The organism is Sphingomonas sp. 179-A 2A2 NHS (assembly GCF_045371305.1).
Lineage (GTDB): Bacteria > Pseudomonadota > Alphaproteobacteria > Sphingomonadales > Sphingomonadaceae > Sphingomonas.
In genome coordinates this window covers 26,617-43,843 of the sequence record NZ_JBIQDE010000005.1, presented here as the reverse complement: position 1 = coordinate 43,843, position 17,227 = coordinate 26,617, and the positions used below count along the sequence as shown (strand labels likewise).

16 protein-coding genes are annotated in these 17,227 nt (G+C 66.9%); 8 read left to right on the top strand and 8 right to left on the bottom strand.

Annotated features, from left to right (window positions below):
• Positions 1-972 carry a YihY/virulence factor BrkB family protein gene (locus tag ACH0AE_RS12135; RefSeq protein WP_294442805.1) on the bottom strand — a complete coding sequence of 324 codons (972 nt, stop codon included), beginning with the start codon at positions 970-972 and terminating at the stop codon, positions 1-3.
• A gap of 31 nt (positions 973-1,003) precedes the next feature.
• Positions 1,004-1,918 (bottom strand): J domain-containing protein, encoded by a 915-nt coding sequence (locus ACH0AE_RS12130; RefSeq protein WP_294442806.1) that lies wholly within the window; start codon positions 1,916-1,918, stop codon positions 1,004-1,006.
• A 552-nt stretch (positions 1,919-2,470) separates the two neighbouring features.
• On the opposite strand from ACH0AE_RS12130, the gene dnaA reads away from it, so the two are divergent.
• Positions 2,471-3,847 (top strand): chromosomal replication initiator protein DnaA, encoded by a 1,377-nt coding sequence (gene dnaA, locus ACH0AE_RS12125; RefSeq protein ID WP_294442854.1) that lies wholly within the window; start codon positions 2,471-2,473, stop codon positions 3,845-3,847.
• An 89-nt stretch (positions 3,848-3,936) separates the two neighbouring features.
• Here dnaA and ychF read toward each other — a convergent pair whose 3' ends face one another.
• The 4 genes from ychF to obgE all read right to left on the bottom strand — a co-directional run bounded on the left by ychF (position 3,937) and on the right by obgE (position 7,038).
• Positions 3,937-5,037, bottom strand: a complete 1,101-nt coding sequence (gene ychF, locus ACH0AE_RS12120) for a redox-regulated ATPase YchF (protein ID WP_294442807.1) — start codon at positions 5,035-5,037, stop codon at positions 3,937-3,939.
• Positions 5,038-5,111: 74 nt separating this feature from the next.
• Positions 5,112-5,696, bottom strand: a complete 585-nt coding sequence (locus tag ACH0AE_RS12115; RefSeq protein ID WP_294442808.1) for a TIGR02466 family protein — start codon at positions 5,694-5,696, stop codon at positions 5,112-5,114.
• A gap of 44 nt (positions 5,697-5,740) precedes the next feature.
• Positions 5,741-6,004, bottom strand: a complete 264-nt coding sequence (locus ACH0AE_RS12110; RefSeq protein WP_294442809.1) for a hypothetical protein — start codon at positions 6,002-6,004, stop codon at positions 5,741-5,743.
• Positions 5,989-7,038 (bottom strand): GTPase ObgE, encoded by a 1,050-nt coding sequence (gene obgE, locus ACH0AE_RS12105; protein ID WP_294442811.1) that lies wholly within the window; start codon positions 7,036-7,038, stop codon positions 5,989-5,991. The genes ACH0AE_RS12110 and obgE overlap by 16 nt, the downstream gene beginning before the upstream one ends.
• A 413-nt stretch (positions 7,039-7,451) precedes the next feature.
• Here obgE and ACH0AE_RS12100 point away from each other — a divergent pair, with 413 nt between their 5' ends.
• Genes ACH0AE_RS12100 through ACH0AE_RS12085 form a run of 4 tightly spaced genes read left to right on the top strand, consistent with a single transcriptional unit; the run spans position 7,452 to position 11,497 of the window.
• Positions 7,452-9,320 carry a hypothetical protein gene (locus ACH0AE_RS12100; protein WP_406875762.1) on the top strand — a complete coding sequence of 623 codons (1,869 nt, stop codon included), beginning with the start codon at positions 7,452-7,454 and terminating at the stop codon, positions 9,318-9,320.
• 31 nt (positions 9,321-9,351) lie between these two features.
• Positions 9,352-9,666 carry a hypothetical protein gene (locus ACH0AE_RS12095; RefSeq protein WP_294442813.1) on the top strand — a complete coding sequence of 105 codons (315 nt, stop codon included), beginning with the start codon at positions 9,352-9,354 and terminating at the stop codon, positions 9,664-9,666.
• Between the two features lie 4 nt (positions 9,667-9,670).
• Entirely contained in the window at positions 9,671-10,420 is a 750-nt protein-coding gene (locus ACH0AE_RS12090) for an SDR family oxidoreductase (protein WP_294442814.1), read from the top strand.
• 21 nt (positions 10,421-10,441) lie between these two features.
• On the top strand, positions 10,442-11,497 hold the full coding sequence (locus ACH0AE_RS12085) for a zinc-binding dehydrogenase (RefSeq protein WP_294442815.1): 1,056 nt from the start codon (positions 10,442-10,444) through the stop codon (positions 11,495-11,497).
• Positions 11,498-11,552: 55 nt separating this feature from the next.
• Here ACH0AE_RS12085 and ACH0AE_RS12080 read toward each other — a convergent pair whose 3' ends face one another.
• Both ACH0AE_RS12080 and ACH0AE_RS12075 read right to left on the bottom strand, forming a co-directional pair.
• Positions 11,553-12,545: a beta-propeller fold lactonase family protein gene (locus tag ACH0AE_RS12080; protein ID WP_294442816.1), complete on the bottom strand. Its 993-nt coding sequence runs from the start codon at positions 12,543-12,545 to the stop codon at positions 11,553-11,555.
• Positions 12,546-12,606: 61 nt separating this feature from the next.
• On the bottom strand, positions 12,607-13,500 hold the full coding sequence (locus ACH0AE_RS12075; RefSeq protein ID WP_294442817.1) for a LysR family transcriptional regulator: 894 nt from the start codon (positions 13,498-13,500) through the stop codon (positions 12,607-12,609).
• A 172-nt stretch (positions 13,501-13,672) separates the two neighbouring features.
• On the opposite strand from ACH0AE_RS12075, the gene ACH0AE_RS12070 reads away from it, so the two are divergent.
• From ACH0AE_RS12070 to ACH0AE_RS12060, 3 genes are all read left to right on the top strand, one after another.
• Positions 13,673-14,725, top strand: a complete 1,053-nt coding sequence (locus tag ACH0AE_RS12070) for an NAD(P)-dependent alcohol dehydrogenase (protein WP_294442818.1) — start codon at positions 13,673-13,675, stop codon at positions 14,723-14,725.
• Positions 14,726-14,944: 219 nt separating this feature from the next.
• Complete coding sequence (locus tag ACH0AE_RS12065) at positions 14,945-16,477, top strand: fatty acid--CoA ligase (protein WP_406875761.1); 1,533 nt, start codon at positions 14,945-14,947, stop codon at positions 16,475-16,477.
• Entirely contained in the window at positions 16,477-17,214 is a 738-nt protein-coding gene (locus ACH0AE_RS12060; RefSeq protein WP_294442820.1) for an acyl-CoA dehydrogenase family protein, read from the top strand. The genes ACH0AE_RS12065 and ACH0AE_RS12060 overlap by 1 nt, the downstream gene beginning before the upstream one ends.
• The last annotated feature ends 13 nt before the right edge of the window (positions 17,215-17,227 follow it).

Sequence of the window (17,227 nt, the reverse complement as noted above, 5' to 3'; positions counted from 1 at the left end):
TCACGGTGCTGCCTTCGCTCCGGTTCCGGTGGGCGCCTGCTCTAGCGCGGTCTCTGGGGGTTCCGCCAGTGCTGCGTTGAGATGAGCGCCGAAGACCAGCCCCAAACCGATCAGATAGAAGAACAACAGCATCACCACGACGCCGGCGAGGCTGCCGTAGGTGAGATCGTAACCGCCGAGGCTGGAGAGAACCACCGGCAGCCCCGCCGTCATCCCGATCCACCAGATGGTGGTGAACAAGGCGCCCGGCCATTTGCGGCTATCGCTGTAACGATAGCGCGTCGGCGTGACGAAGTAGAAGAGCATGTACAGCGCGCCGAACATGACCAGCCCCGGCACCGCGCGGCTGATCCCGATCCATCCCGCGACATCCTCCGCCCACGGCAGCAGCCGGTAGATGAATTGTTCCGCGGCGGTGAGCAGGCCCTGCACCAGGAACGAAACCAGCGCGAGAATGACTGAGAGGACGATGCCGAGGCTGAGCCCGAGCCGCGCGCGCCACAGCGACTGCGAACTGGTGGTGCCATAAGCGCGGCGGAAAATGTCCCGGATAGTCTCGACGAAGCTGCCGACCGTCCACAGGCCGACGAACCCGCCCAGCCACAAAAGCGAGCCGGTGCGGGCCTTCAACACGTCGTTGATCGGCTTGCGCAAAATGTCGGCCACGTCGGGCGGCAGGACGTGGAGAAAGGATTCGACCGCCTGGCGCGTTTCGTGATTCTGGCCGAAGATCGACAGCACCGCCGCTGCGACGATGAAGAACGGGAACACCGTCATCAGCGCGAGATAGGCAAGGTTGCCGGCGTGGATGAAGCCATCGTTGTACACGCCGGTTGCCGCCCGGCGCAGCACCTCGAAGGCGTAGCTGCCGGGCTTCACCTTGGCGATCTGGTGGTTCAGCCGTTCCCGCGCATGGGTGCGCGCATGATGCGCCCGATCCTCCGGCGTCAGCGTGGTGGGCCTGTCGCTCACCGATCCCCTTTCCCCTGTTGTGGGTTAAGGGTCAGACGCCCATGCCGGCACGCGGGTTCCCACCGCCGGTCCAGCTCTCCAGGAACGTCTCCAGCGCGGCATCGCCGGACGGCACGTCCACCATCAGCGTGACGAGCTGATCGCCGCGGGTGCCATCCTTGCGATGGAAGCCCTTGCCCTTGAGGCGCAGGGTACGGCCCGAGGTGGAGTGCTTGGGCACGGTGAGCATCACCGCCTTTTCCACGGTAGGCACCTTCACTGGCCCGCCCTTCACGGCCTCGTTCAGCGTAATCGGCAGATCGAGCCGGACGTCGTCCCCATCGCGGGTGAAATAGCGGTGCGGCTGGACGTCGATGGTGACGATCGCGTCGCCAGCACCGCCAGGGCCCTGCTCGCCCTTGCCGGGGAGGCGCATCTGCGTGCCCGTCTCGACACCCGGCGGCAGCTTGAGATCGATCGTCTTGCCGTCCGCGAGCGTGATTCGCTGCGGTGCGAGCGCGGCGGCATCGACGAAGGGGACCCGAAGGCGATAGGCGGTATTGGCGCCGCGGGGGGGCGGCTGGCGGCGACCGAAGCCGCTGGAGAAGCCGCCGCCGCGGCCGCCAAACAGGCCTTCGAAGATGTCGGACATGTCGACGCCCTCGGCGCCGCCGAAATCCTGCTCGCGAAAGCCGCCAGCACCGGGCCGCGCGCCGCCGAAGCCGGCACCGAACGGCGAGGTGGGGTTGCCATCCGCATCGATCTCGCCGCGGTCGAACCGGGCGCGTTTGTCCTTGTCGCTGAGCAGATCATAGGCAGCCGTTACCTGGCTGAACCGCTCCGATGCCTTGGGATTGTCCTTGTTGCGATCGGGATGAAGCTCCTTCGCGAGCTTCCGATAAGCTTTCTTGATGTCCGCCTCGGAGGCGCCACGCGCCACGCCGAGGGTAGAATATGGATCCGCCATTGTAGCCCCGGTTGGTGTGTTACCCGGCTATGTGGGGGACGGGCGCTGTGAGTGCAATCGGATTGCCGCGAGCGCGTGCATGCCCCGCGTCGGTGCCGCGTCGGCGGTTCGCAACAGGGCGCCACCGCGCGTTAACTGCGGCCGGGATTTTGCAAGTCGGAAGGACCCGTAGACGGCCCGATCACGGCCACTTTGTCCCGGATCGAGATTCGCTAGGATTCTCCGCGATTCGCGTTGTAGCGGATTGAATGCATGGCAGTTTACGCTAGCAAAAACAGTAACTTGTAAGAATTTCGACGGATTTGCGCGGCCCGATGCGAGTCAAGCCGCTATATTTCGGAAATGTGGCAGGTGGCGGTCTTGATCGACTCACCGGGCTGTTCCTAAACCATGGCTGTCGCGACGGCGCTCTGCCTTTCGCGCCCAAACGAATCCGCGTCGTGACCGACCGTGGCGGGGGCCACATCGGGGGACTTTTTTGTGTTGTCGATCTGTGGCTGCGCGCTTGCGTCGCGGCCCGAGGAGAGCTGCGTGCCGTTGTCATCGTATCGAATGGCGGATGAAGGAAGCGAGATTGCACGGGCTTGGGCGCGTGTGCGCGCCAACCTGCGCGAATCCGCCGGCAGCCGGCTGTTCGATCAGTGGCTGAAGCCGATCGTCCTCGACGATAATGGCGACATGGAGCATGTCCGCCTGACGCTGCCGTCGGCGTTCATGACGAACTGGGTGCGCAATCACTACGCCGAGCGGCTGGTGCACGAGTTTCGTGCCGTGCTGCCGCAGGTGCGCGGCGTCTCGATCGAGACGGCGAGCGCGGTCGCCGCGCCGGCGGTGATCGCCGCGCCGGCCCCTGCCGTCCTGGCGGCGCCGACGAGCGTGCCTGCCGCGGACGTGCCGGAGAATGAGGCGCCGGTGCTCGACCCGCGCCTGACGTTCGATCGCTTCGTCGTCGACGCGTCGAACAAGGTGGCCTTCAATGCCGCGCGCGCGCTGGCCGAGCCTGGCCCGGTGCGGTTCAGCCCGCTGTTCCTTCATTCCGGCACCGGCCTCGGCAAGACGCACCTGATGCACGCCATCGGCCACGCCTATCTCGCGGCCGTGCCGGGGGCGCGGGTGATCGCCATGTCGGCCGAACGCTTCATGTTCGACTTCGTCTCGGCGCTGCGGGCGCGGGACACCTATGCCTTCAAGGCGCGGCTGCGCTCGGCGGACCTGCTGCTGATCGACGACCTTCAGTTCATCGCCGGCAAGGACGCGACCCAGGAAGAATTCTTCCACACCGTCAACGAGATCATGGCCGCAGGCAAGCGGCTGGTGATTTCCGCCGATCGCTGCCCGCAGGCGCTCGACGGAATCGAGCAGCGGATCGTCGGTCGCATGGCGATCGGCCTCGTCGCCGACATCAAGGCGCCGTCGCTGGAGCTTCGCCGCACGATCCTGCAACGCAAGCTCGCCGACCTGCCGGGCGCCCGAGTCCCGGCCAATGTGCTCGACCTGCTGGCCGGGCGGATCACGGGCAGCATCCGCGAGCTGGAAGGCGCGCTTAACCGGGTCGTCGCTTATGCGCAGCTGACCGGCGAGACGATCGACCTTGACTTTGCGGTGGCGACGCTGGGTGACGTGCTGCGCGGGGCGCAGCGGCGGGTGACGATCGACGAAATCCAGAAGCTGGTTTCGGCGCATTTCGACCTGAAGCCGGTCGACCTCGTCTCGGCGCGGCGCGCGCGGGCGGTGGCACGGCCGCGGCAGATCGCGATGTACCTCGCCAAGCGGCTGACCACGCGGTCGCTGCCGGAGATCGGCCGCAAGTTCGGGGGGCGCGACCATTCGACCGTGATCCATGCCGTGCGCCGAATCGAGGAACTGCGCGACAGCGATCGCGACGTCGATGGCGCGGTGCGTACGCTGATGCGCGAGCTGGAGGGCTGAGGAAGCCTCGGCGCGTCGTAGCGCCGAATGCTGGTCGGATTAGAAAAAACCGCCGGGAGCATCGAGGCTACCGGCGGCTTTTTGTCTGATCAGACGTTGAAGCGGAAGAGCATCACGTCGCCGTCCTGGACGACATATTCCTTGCCCTCTTGTCGCAGCTTGCCCGCCTCACGCGCGCCGGCCTCGCCGCCACAGGCGACATAATCGTCAAAGGCGATCGTTTCGGCGCGGATGAAGCCGCGTTCGAAATCGCTGTGGATCGCGCCCGCAGCCTGCGGCGCCTTCGATCCCGCCGGGATCGTCCAGGCGCGCGCTTCCTTCGGGCCGACGGTGAAGAAGGTGAGGAGGTGGAGCAGCTTGTACCCGGCGCGAATCACGCGGGCGAGGCCGGTTTCCTCCAGCCCCAGCTCGGACAGGAACTCGCCGCGGTCCTCGACCGGCATGGTGGCGATCTCCGCCTCGATCGCGGCGGAGACGACGACCGCCTCGGCGCCCTCGGCCGCGGCCTTGGCAAAGACGCGCGCGGACAGCTCGTTGCCGTCGGCGGCATGCGCCTCATCGACGTTGCAGACGTAGAGCACCGGCTTGGCGGTGATCAGCTGCGCCTGTGCGAAGACGCGCTCCTCCTCGGCATCCTTGGGCTTGGTGAGGCGCGCGGGCTTGCCGTCGCGCAGCAGCTCGAGCGCCTGGCCCAGCACGCTGGCGCCGATCTTGGCCTCCTTGTCGCCCTGCTGGCCCTTCTTGATGAGGTTGGGCACGCGCTTTTCGAGGCTTTCGAGGTCGGACAGCATCAGCTCGGTCTCGACCGTCTCGGCATCGGCGATCGGATCGACCTTGCCCTCGACGTGGGTGACGTCGCCATCCTCGAAGCAGCGCAGGACATGGACGATCGCGTCCACCTCGCGGATGTTGCCGAGGAACTGGTTGCCCAGGCCCTCGCCCTTGGAGGCGCCGCGCACCAGACCGGCGATGTCGACGAAGGCGAGCTGAGTCTCGATGATCTTGGCGGACTTGGCGACGGCGGCGAGCTTCTGCAGCCGGGGATCGGGGACGCCGACGTTGCCGACGTTCGGCTCGATCGTGCAGAACGGATAATTCGCCGCCTGCGCCGCGGCCGTTTCGGTCAGCGCGTTGAAGAGAGTGGACTTGCCCACATTGGGCAGGCCCACGATGCCGCAGCGGAAACCCATGTCAGATCCTTGAGATTAGGTGTGGCGGCGGCCTTAATGCGGCGGCGCGCCGGAAGCCACCCTGACCGCCAAGACTACCAGCGATAGTTGAAGCTGACGCTGATCCGATCTTCCTTCGCGCTGCTCGGCATCACTTCGTGGCGCAGCCAGCTTTCCCACAGGAAGATCGTGCCGGGGCGAGGTTCCGCATGGACGAAGGTGGCGTCGCGTGGCGGAGCGGCCATCATCAGGCCGAGCCGGGGATCCTCGAGCCGGAGCACGCCGGCGCCCGGTGGCACGCTGACGTAGAAGGTGCCGGAGACGACGCTGTGCGGGTGGATGTGCCCCGAATGCGCGCCGCCCGGCTTCAGGAGGTTCACCCACAGGCTGTCGAGCTTCAGCTTGCGCCCGCCCAGCTGGAAGCCGCACTCGGCGGCGAAGCGCGCAACGTGCCGATCGAGGTGGCGCTTCAGATCCGCAAAAGCGGGATCACGCTGCGGCAGATCGTCGAGAGAAGCATAGGAGGTGTAGCCGCGATAGCCGTGCTCCTTCGACCAGCGCTTGCCGGCGGTATCCTCGATGGCGAAGGCGCGAACCGACGCTTCCAGCTCCTCGAGCAGCGCGGCATCGTTGAGCGATTCCTCGTAGAAGAGGGTCGGGAACAGGGAGCGGACGGCCATGGCGGCGACCTAGGCCGGCCGCCGTGGCTTGCCAAGCCGGGCGCTCAGCCGCCGAGCAGCCGATGGATCAGCGCAAGGCCGGCGACCAGCAGCGCGAGCACTGCAGCGATCATCAGCAGGAGCACGTAGAGCACGCCCCAGGTGCCGACGCCATCGTCCCGCCGTGCGACCCACCAGATCGAGAGGAGGATCGCGCCGAGAAGCGCGAGTCGCGGCGCTACGAAGGCGAGCGCCGCCAGGCACGCTGCCGCTGCCGCCGGTGCAAGCCACCGGCGGGCGCGGGCGCTGCGGTTCAGACCGGAGACCACTCCACCGGTTCCTCGCCCTCGTCATCTTCCGAGACGCGGGCGTGATCGGGGCCGATCGCCTCCAGCAGCTTGTCGAGTACCCAGTCGACCCCGGTGCCGCTGGCGCCGGAGATCGGGATCACTTCGGCGCCGCTGGCTTCCTGAAGCTCGGCTGAGAGGGCCTCGATCAGCTCGTCGTCGAGCGTGTCGATCTTGTTCAGCGCGACGACGACCGGCTTGTCTTCCAGCCCGCCACCGTAGGCCATGAGCTCGTCGCGGACGATGCGGTAGCTCTCCGCCACGTCGGCGTCATTGGCGTCGACGAGGTGCAGCAGGACGCGGCAGCGCTCGATATGGCCAAGGAAGCGATCGCCGATACCGGCACCTTCGGCGGCGCCCTCGATCAGACCGGGGATGTCCGCGACGACGAACTCCTGGCCCTTGTGCCGCACCACGCCGAGCTGCGGGCGAGTGGTGGTGAAGGCATAGGCGCCGACCTTCGCCTGCGCGTTGGTCACCGCGTTGATGAAGGTCGACTTGCCGGCGTTCGGCAGGCCGACGAGCCCGGCGTCGGCGAGCAACTTCAGGCGCAGCCACACCCAGGCTTCCTCGTGCGGCCAGCCCGTGCCGTGCTGGCGCGGCGCACGATTGGTGGAGGTCTTGTAGCTCGCGTTGCCGCGGCCGCCGTCGCCGCCGCGCAGGAACACCTCGCGTTGGCCGACCTCGACCAGATCAAGCAGCAGGGTGCGCTCCTCGTCATCGGCGAGCACCTGGGTGCCGACCGGCACCTTGATCACCAGATCCTCGCCGCCGGCGCCGGTGCGGTTCGAGCCTGCCCCGCCGTGGCCGCGCTCGGCCCGGAAATGCTGGGTGTAGCGAAAGTCGATCAGCGTGTTCAGGCCGGCCACTGCTTCGAAGATGACGTCGCCGCCCTTGCCGCCGTTACCGCCGTCCGGGCCGCCATATTCGATGAACTTTTCACGTCGGAAACTGACCGCCCCGGGGCCACCGGCGCCGGAGCGAACGAAGATCTTTGCTTGATCGAGGAAATGCATGCCAGCCGCTTAGCGTGTCGGCGCCAGTAAAGCGACCAAGGAGCGTTGCCCGAAACACGAAGGGCCGCTCCTTTGCGGGAGCGGCCCTTCCATTGTCAGCCAGTGACGGCCGTCGTCAGGCGAGGACCCCCGCGGTGGAAGTCGCACCCATCAGCGTTGCCGTCAGCGGCGTGAGACAATGAGACATTCGACCACCTCCTTTCCGTTGTTGAACAGTGAAGCGGATGTGGGGAGTGCGGGCGCAAATTCAATGACTTGCGACGAAGTGCCGCGGACAGTGGGCTCAGGAGACAAGTCCGCAACGCGAGCGGAACAATCTTCTTAACCTGAGTCACGAGCCAGCTGAAACGGCGGAACCCTGAGGCCGTGATCAGATTTCGATCAGATCGGACATGGCTTCGAGGGCATGCGCATTGACCACCGACATCCTGCCACCTGACCTGAATGCAGAGACCCCTTCGCTCCTCGCGTTCCGTGAAGCCGCGTCGCACGGATTGGGCAAGCGCATCGGGACACTTCGCCTGGGGGAGCTATCCGTCGAAGCGCGCGCCGCGGACGATTCGGTGTGGGTGATCGTGCGCCGGGCGGGGCATGGCGGCTTGGCCGTACGGGCGGCGTATCTCGGCGGCGCCTTTGAGTATGCCAAGACGCAGCCGAGCGATGCGCAGGCGGTGGAGTTCGAGATCACCAGCCTGCTTGGCACCCACCGCGTGACGGTGAAGGCGTGCGGCGCAGCGCTGGACAACCTGCGGGTGACCACCCTTTTCACCCCGGCGGCACCGATCATCCTGCCTTATACGCCACGCGACCTTTACCCGCTGGATGCGGAGGATGATCCCCTCGGCGCCGTCGGCAAGGTGGAGGCGCAGCAGCGCGGACCGAACAGCGGGCTCCTGTATTTCCATATCCACGAGCCGGCGTTCGGCCGGGTGCTGTACTTCCAGAACTTCACGGCGCTGAACGGCTATTTCACTGCCACGGGCACCGACCCCGTCGAAACGGTGGGCGGGAGCTGGCCGGAGCTTGGCTATCTCATGCCGCCGGCGACGGACGCGGAGCATCCTTTGCCGGCCGGCGTGGAGGTCACGCTATCGGATGCGATCCTGGTGTTCCGTTCCGATCCGCCGGAAGACGAACGCGGCTCCGCGCGGCAGTTCCTGCAGATGCTGGGCGCGGTCTATCGGACGCTCGAATTGCCCGGCACTACCTATCGCGACTGGGTTGCGCGATCCGAGCGAACGTTGCGCGACCTCGATGAAGCGCCGGAAGCGACCATCCGGCATTATGGCCATCGCTACCTGCACCCCTATACCGCGAGCGAATACCCGGACAGCATGGTGCAGCTGTCGGTGGCCGCCGCCATCCACGACTGGGGCGCGTGGCGCGGGGAGCCGCACCCGCTGGAGCGCGAGCTGACCGCGGGGCTCGCGAAATTCTACGACGCGAAGCTGAAGACGATCCGGCGTTACCTGCCCAATGTCGGCAAGGACAAGGACGCGAACGAGGTCGACAGCTGGTACCTCTATCACCCGCTGCTCAACCTTTCGAACCTGGCGCTGGCGGGCGACGAACAGGCGCGCAAGCTGTTCTTCGATTCGATCGACTTCGGGATCAAGGCCGCCCATCACTTCAACTACACGTGGCCGATCCAGTATGACGTCACCGACTTTTCGGTGATCACCAAGACGGCGCCCGTCGACCACCGCGGGCAGACGGATGTTGCCGGCATCTATGCCTGGGTGATGCTGCAGGCGTTCGAGCTGAGCGAGGAGGAGTGGTTCCTCAGCGAAGCGCGCAAGGCGCTGGATGCCGCCATGGGGCTGCGCTTCAACCTCAACTACCAGGCGAACCTGACGGCCTGGGGCGCGGCCGCCTGCATGCGGCTGTGGCGGGTGACCAACGAGGAAGTCTATCGCGACCAGGCCTATGTGTTCCTGGCGAGCTTCTTCCACAACGCGCAATTGTGGGAGAGCGAGATCGGCCACGCCCGGCATTATTCGAACTTCATGGCGGTGACGTGCCTGCAGGACGCGCCGTACATGGCGATGTACGAATGTTTCGAGACGTTCCTGGCGTTCGAGCGCTTCCTGAAGAGCAGCGGCCCTGAACTGGATCCGTCGGTGCGGATGCTGGTGTCCGAATATTGCCGCTACGTACTGTACCGCGCCTGGTATTATTATCCCGACGCCCTGCCGCGCGACACGCTTGCCGACGAGCAGCGGGACAGCAACGGGCATATCGACGTCAAATTGTCCTTCCCGGTGGAGGATCTGTACCCCTGATGGCCAGGAAGCGGGGCAGGTCGGGCAGGAAGTGTATGGCGCTGGCGCGGCCTTCGTCTTCGCGACGCGCGCGTTCCACCTGATCGAGGGCGCGCCGTTCCAGCTTTATTGCGATCACTTCCTGGGGGCCACCGAGCGGACCGCCGACAAGAGCTTGGCACTGACGCTGGACGGGGGAGACGCCTGCGTTGCCCTGCTCAGCATCGTCCGGCTGAAACGGCGCAAGCTGCCCCCGGTGAAGGTGATGACCGCGCTGGGCGATGTGATCCGTCCATTCGGCACCGAAAAAGACCGCTTCGATTTCCACGTGCCGGCGAACGGCCGGGTGATCCTGATCTGGGAGTAGCGTAATGACCGTGAGACGAACCTCGCTGCAGGGAAAGCGGATACTCCTTACCGGTGGGACGACCGGGATCGGCCGCGAGACGCTGGCGCTGCTGGTCGGCGCGGGCGCGCGCGTGCTCACCTTCGGCCGGCACGAGAAGAGCCTCGCGGATGCGCTGGCCTATGCCCGGGAGGGCAGCAGCACGGGCGAGGCGATCGGCCTGACGGCGGATGCCGCGACGCGCGAGGGGATCGAGAAGGTGTTCGCCGCGGTCGACCAGAAGCTGGGCGGGATCGACATGCTGGTCGCCAGCGCAGCGCTCGGCGCGGACCCGATCCACGAGATGGAGGAGGACGACTGGCGCTACGTGATCGAGGCCAATCTGATCGGCTACCTTTCCGCCGCGCGCGCGGCGATCAAGCGGATGGAGCCGCACGGCGGCGGGCACCTGCTGTTCGTCGGATCGATCAGTACCGAGATCAAGGCCGAGGGCGAAAGCGTCTATTCGGCCACCAAGGCGGGCGTGCAGGCCTTTGCCGAGACGCTGCGCAAGGAAGTGGCCGGCATGAACATCAAGGTCAGCGTCGTGCAGCCCGGGTCAGTCGAAACCGACATGCAGGAGTGCAGCGAGGAAGAGAAACGCGCGGCGGTGGCGAACGACCAGATGCTCCATGCGGAGGAAGTGGCCGATGCGATCGTCTGGGTACTCACCCGCTCACCGCGCACCGATGTGGTGGACCTGCGCATCGAGCCGCGGGTGCAGAAGACCAGCTGAACGCGCAGGAGCAATGCTGCAATGAAAGCCGCGCTGAAAACGGCCGAGGGGACTTTCGACGTCACCGAGACGGAGCGCCCGATCATCCCTGCCTCGAACTTCGTGCTGGCGCGCGTTCGCGTCGCCGGCATCTGCGGCACGGATCTGCGCCACTGGAAGAAGCACGAGCCGGAGCTCGAATGCCACATCATGGGCCACGAACTGGCCGGCGAGGTGGTGGAGGTGGGCGAGGACGTGACGAACGTCCGTCCCGGCGACCGTGTGGTGATCGAGACGGTGATGGGCGACGGCGTGTGCGACTATTGCCGCATCCAGCGCTACAATGTCTGCGAGCATCTGTACGACGTGCGCACGCAATATGTATCGCGCGCCTATGCGGAATATGTCGTCGGGCCGGCCGAGAAATTCTATCGCCTGCCCGATCACGTCAGCTTCGAGGAAGCGTCGCTGATCGACACTTTCTCGGTCTGCTTGCACGCCCAGCATCTGTCGGGGCTTGGCATCAATGACAAGGTGGCGGTGATCGGTGCCGGGCCGATCGGCCTTGGGCAGATGATGCTGGCCAAGGCGAGCGGCGCCGACGTGATCATCTGCGATGTGGTCGACAGTGCGCTGGCGCTGGCGAAGGCGCTTGGCGCCGATGCGGTGGTCAACAGCGCGAATGAGGATCCGGTCGAGCGCGTGAAGGCATTCACCGGCGGGCGCGGCGCGGACATCGTGTTCGAGTGCGTCGGCGGCGAGATGATGCCGCGCACGCTGCCGCAAGCGACCAGGATGGTGCGGCGGGCCGGCAAGGTGGTGATCGTGGGCGGGTTCGACGATGGCGAGACGTCGATCCCGCTCGAATGGCAGCGGCTGCAGATGAGCGAGGTGCAACTGATCCTGAGCGCAAGCTTCGCGATGCACGACATCTATCGCGAGCAGGGCATGGTGCTGGACCTGATCGCGAAGGGGCGGATCGACGTGAAGAAGATGATCACGCACCGTTTCCCGCTCGATCGGATCAACGAGGCGTTCGATACCGCGCAGCGCAAGGAAGAGACCGGCGCGGTCTTCGTGGCCATCACGATGGACTAAGCCGGCGGCGGACGCGCTGGTCCTATACCTCGGCCAGGAAGACGGCGCCCGGAATTTAAATCACTTGCGGATGTGGCGTAAGTCGCCCGTCCGCCTCGATCGCGAAGGCGGCGACGGTGCCGCCCTCCTCGTTGGCGACGAGCAGGCGCGCGGCCGCTTCCAGCAGCAGGATGTGGCGCGGCGAGGCGCCAGCGCTTGGCACGTGCTGGAGGAGGCGAAGCTCGGCGCCGTCGAGGGAGAAGACCGCAATGCTGTCATGGCCGCGATTGGTGACGTAGACGCAGGTGCCGGCGCGGTTGATCGCGATGGCGCCGCCGAGGCTGTCGGGATCGTCGGCGGGCAGGGTGGAGACGGTGTGCAGGGGCGCGAAAGTGCCGTCTTCGGCAAGGCGCAGCTCGGTGAGCGTCGAGGCGAGTTCGCTGATCAGGAGCGCGAAGGGCGTACCAGGGCGGTAGGCGAGATGGCGCGGACCGGTGCCGGATGGCGCACGATAGGCGACGAATGGTTCGGAAAGGTCGTCGTTGGTCAGCGAAAAGCCAATGATGCGATCGCCGCCGAGATCAACGCAGTGAAGCCGCTGACCTGTGCCGTCGAACCCGACCCAATGCGCGTGCGAATGTTCCTGCCGCTCGCGGTTCGGCCCTGATCCAATCAACTGGCACAGGGCCGGCGGCGTGATCGGCGTGCCGTCCTCGGCGAGCCGGAAGAGCCCGACGCTGCCGCTTTCGTAATTAGCGACGGCGAGGCGATCCTGGGCGGGGTTGAGCGCAAGGTGGCAGGGCGCTGCGCCCTCTGTTGGAACGCGGGCGGTGCGATGCCAGCCGAGCGGCGGCCCGGCGTGACTCGAGACGCGCCCCACGTCCGCTTCCTCGACGAAATAGTGAAGCTTGTGGCGGGCCGAATGGACGCCGAAGGAGGCGTTGGTGATCGGGGCAGGCTCTCCGAGTGTCCAGCGGTCAGCGGCGGGATCGTAGGTGAGCGGGATCAGGCCGCGCCCGCCAAGGCGCCTATAGGTGCCGACGACCAGGTCGATCCGGGTGCTTGGCATCGCTCTCGCTCCATCGCCCGCGTCTCCTTTACCGGGAATGTCGCTGGCGGATGGCAGTTCCCTATCCGCGGTAGCGCAATGCCTCGAGCACGAGGGCGAATGCCGGCGTCGGCTGGCGTCGGCTGGGATAATAGAGATGGTAGCCGGGGAAGGCCGGCGAGTAGCGGGACAGCACGATTTCGAGCGCGCCGCTGTCGAGGTGACGCTGCACCAGGGCCTGCGGCAGATAGCCGATGCCGAAACCTTGCACGGCCGCCATCATGATCGAGAAGACCGACGAGAAGGTCAGCTGGCCTTCGACCCGCACCTTGCGTTCGCGGCCGTCCTCCTCGAATTCCCAAGCGTAGAGCCCGCCATAGGTGGGAAGACGAAGGTTGATGCACTGGTGGGCGGTGAGCGCCTCCAGCGTCTCAGGGCGGCCGTGCACGTCGAGATAGGCGGGGGAGGCGATGGCCACCATCCGCTCGTCCGGGCCGATCGGCACGGCGATCATGTCCCCGGCGATGATCTCCCCAAAGCGAACGCCGGCATCGAAGCGCTCGGCCACGATGTCGGTGAGGCGATAGTCGGTCGCGATCTCGACATGGATGTCGGGATAGTCGCGCAGCAGCGGGGCCAGGCGCGGCCAGAGGACGGTGGTGAAGGAGTTTTCGTCCGCGCTGATCCGCACCGTGCCGGCGGGCTTGTCGCGCCAGGCGCTGAGCGCGGCGACTTCCGCCTCGATCTCCGCGAAGCGCGGCGCGAGCGACAGGAGCAGGCGCTCGCCCGCCTCGGTCGGGGTGACGCTGCGGGTGGTGCGGTTGAGCAGGCGGACGCCGAGCCGCTCCTCCAGCGCGCGCATGCTGTGGCTGAGCGCCGAGGGCGTGACGCCGAGCTGCGCCGCCGCACGGGTAAAGCTGCGTTCGCGGCCAACCGCGAGGAAGGCGGAAAGCTCTGCCAGATGCTGCCGGTTCATTGCTGAGCTGTGTTCACAACCACGTGCAGATCATAGCGGCTAATCGACGGGGTCCGCCATCGCTATCTGGGCGTCGCGAGGAAGGCGGGCCGCTGAGAAGCGGCAGCCGACCAAGACCTCGGGACATGGCCGATCCGGCCGCCCGATCCATTTCAGAAGGAGGAACCTGCCCATGACCGTCATGGCCTATGGCGCCTATGCCGCCGACAAGCCCGTCGAGCCGATCACGATCGAGCGCCGCACCCCCGGCCCGAACGACGTGCAGATCGATATCGCATATTGCGGCGTCTGCCATTCGGACCTGCACCAGATCCGGTCGGAATGGAGCGGCACGATCTACCCTTGCGTGCCGGGCCACGAGATCGTCGGGCGTGTCAGCGCCGTCGGCAGCGACGTGACGAAATTCGTGGTGGGCGACGTGGTGGGCGTCGGCTGCATGGTCGACAGCTGCCAGCATTGCCATTCGTGCGCCGAGGGCGTGGAGCAATATTGCGAGAACGGCTTCACCGGCACCTATAATTCGCCGACGCCGGATGCACCGGGCCACACGCTGGGCGGCTATTCGCAATCGATCGTCGTCAGCGACAAGTTCGTGCTGAAGGTGCGCCATTCGGAGGATCAACTGGCCGCCGTCGCGCCGCTGCTGTGCGCCGGCATCACCACCTGGTCGCCGCTGCGCCACTGGAATGTCGGCCCGGGCAAGAAGGTGGGCATCGTCGGGATCGGCGGGCTTGGCCATATGGGCGTGAAGCTGGCGCATGCGCTGGGCGCGCATGTGGTTGCCTTCACCACGTCCGAGAGCAAGCGCGCGGATGCGCTGGCGCTGGGTGCGGACGAGGTGGTCGTGTCGCGCAACCCCGACGAGATGGCAGCGCACGAGAACAGCTTCGACTTCATCCTGGATACGGTGGCGGCAAGCCACAACCTCGACGCGTTCACCGCGCTGCTGAAGCGCGAGGGGACGCTGACGCTGGTCGGCGTGCCGGAGCATGCGCATCCGTCGCCGGACGTATCGGCGCTGATCTTCAAGCGCCGGCATATCGCCGGCTCGCTGATCGGCGGCATCGCCGAGACGCAGGAGATGCTCGATTTCTGTGCCGAGCACGGGATCGTCTCCGAGATCGAGATGATCGCCGCGCAGGAGATCGACGCGGCATATGAGCGGATGCTGCGCAGCGACGTGAAGTACCGCTTCGTCATCGACATCGCGACCATGCGGGGCTGACAGGCCCGGCGGCGCGGCCCGCTCGGGGCGCGCCGCTCCGCTTGGAAGGTACTGGCGCGGCCTGCCCGGGCCGCGCCGCTCCCCTTCAAAGGTATTGGCGCGGCCTGCCCGCCGCGCCGGCGCCCCTTGCAATCGCTGGCGCGGCTGGCAGGCTTGCCAGTAGCGCGAGGGTAGGATCGCAAGGCTAAAGGCCTGCGACAAAAGCGAGGGAGAGGGCAGATGACGGATCTTCCGCCGACATTCGGCGAGGCGCTGGCGCGGCATGCGGCAGAGCGGCCGTCGCAGGTGGCGCTGCGGTTTGAGGATCGCGTCACTGATTATGCCACCTTCGACCGGCATGCGAGCCAGATCGCCAACGGCCTGATCGCGATGGGCCTGCAGAAGGGCGACCGCATCGCTTATGTCGGCAAGAACAGTGACTGGGCGGTGGAACTGGCACTGGGCGTGGCGCGCGCCGGCATGGCGCTGGTGCCGGTGATCTGGCGGCTGGCGCCGGCCGAGATCGACGGGATCCTGCGTGATGCGGCTGCCGCGGTGCTGTTCGTCGAGCCCGCTTTTTCGCGCGATTATGGCATCGCCGAGACGATCGTGCTGGACGAGGGCTTTGCCCGCTGGCGCGACGCGCAAAGCGATGCGCCGCCACCCGTCACGGTCACCGAGGACGATGTCGTCCTGCAGCTTTACACGTCCGGCACCACGGGCGCGCCGAAGGGCGTGATGCTGAGCCACGCGAACGGCATCCGCCAGCGCCGGGCGCAGATCGAGGCGGGGATCGACTGGCTGCTGGCCGAGCCGGGCGACGCGACGATCATCGCCATGCCGTATGGCCATATCGGCGGTGTCGGCGTGGCGCTGGGCGCGGTGAACAGTGGACAGGAACTGATCATCCATGCCGAATATGATGCCGGCGACGTGATGGACGCGATCGCCGCGCACCGCGTGCGGCGGCTGTTCCTGGTTCCCGCTGCGATCGGCCTGATGTTGCAGCATCCCAAGGCGGCGACGGCCGATTTCTCGTCGATCGAGACGCTGTCCTACGGAGCGAGCCCGATTCCCCTGCCGCTGCTTCAGCAGGCGGTGGCACGGATCGGCTGCGGCTTCGTGCAGGTCTATGGCATGACCGAGACGTGGGGATCGATCGTCGCGCTGCCGCCCGAGGATCACCTGCCCGGGCGCGAGCACAAAATGACGGCGGCGGGCAAGCCGCTGCCGGGCGTCGAGATCAGGATCCTGGACGAGAACGGAAATGATCTGCCGCCGGGCGAGATCGGCGAAGTCGCGATCCGCAGCCCGAACAATACGCGCGGCTATTGGAACAAGCCCGAGGAAAGCGCGAAGGCGCTGATCGGCGACGGCTGGCTGCGCACCGGCGACGCGGGGATCCTCGACGAGGAGGGTTATCTCCACATCCAGGACCGCATCAAGGACATGATCATCACCGGCGCGGAGAACGTCTATCCCGCGGAGGTGGAGAGCGCGATCTACGGCCACCCGGCGGTGGCGGACGTCGCGGTGATCGGCGTGCCGGACCCGAAATGGGGCGAGGCGGTGAAGGCGATGGTGGTGCTGAAGCCCGGCGCAGAAGCGGACGAGGCAGCAATCATCGGCCACGCCCGCGAGCGGATCGCCGGCTTCAAATGCCCCAAGAGCGTCGACTTCATCGAGGCGCTGCCGCGTAACCCGTCCGGCAAGATCCTGCGCCGGACGCTGCGCGAACCATTCTGGGCCGGACTCGATCGGAGGGTGAATTGATGAGCTTTGCACGCAGCGATGAACAGCGGATGCTAGCCGAGAGCCTGGACGCCTCGCTGGCCGATGGCGGGGCCGACTGGAACCGCACCGTGGTCGCGGCCGGGCTCGACGGGCTTGGCGTGGCGGACGACGAAGGCGGGCTTGGCACCGAGCTGCGCGATGCGGCCGTGGTCGCGGCGGCCTTCGGGCGTGCCAATGTCATCCTGCCCTGGGCGGAGCATTGGGCAGCGACGCGGCTTGGCGCGCGCGGCGGCAATGGCCCGCGCGCCGATACGCCCGGAGCGGCGCTGGCGCTGGCCAATGACGCGGATCGCCGCGGCTGGGCGGAGGATGCGCTGACGGTGCTGCATTGCGCCGAGATTGTCGGCCTGTGCCGCACGATGCTGCGCGACGCGGCGACCTTCTCCAAGGAGCGCCGCCAGTTCGGCGTCGCGATCGCGAGCTTCCAGGCGCTGCGCCACCGCATGGCGGACATGGCGATGATCCTGGAGCAGGCCGATGCCATCACTGGCGTGGCGATCGACGCGATGGAGGGCGAGGACCGCACGCGCGCCGTTTCCGCAGCGCGCGTGGTGTGCGACGATGCGGCACGCATCGTGGGCGAGGGCGCGGTGCAGATCCATGGCGCGATGGGGCTGACGGCCGAGCTTCGGCTGGGTGGATTCTTCCGCCGCGCGCGGGTGCTGGCGCAGGGCGATGGGACGGCGCGGGCGCACATCCGGCGCTATGCCGCGTGAGCGATCCGGCCGG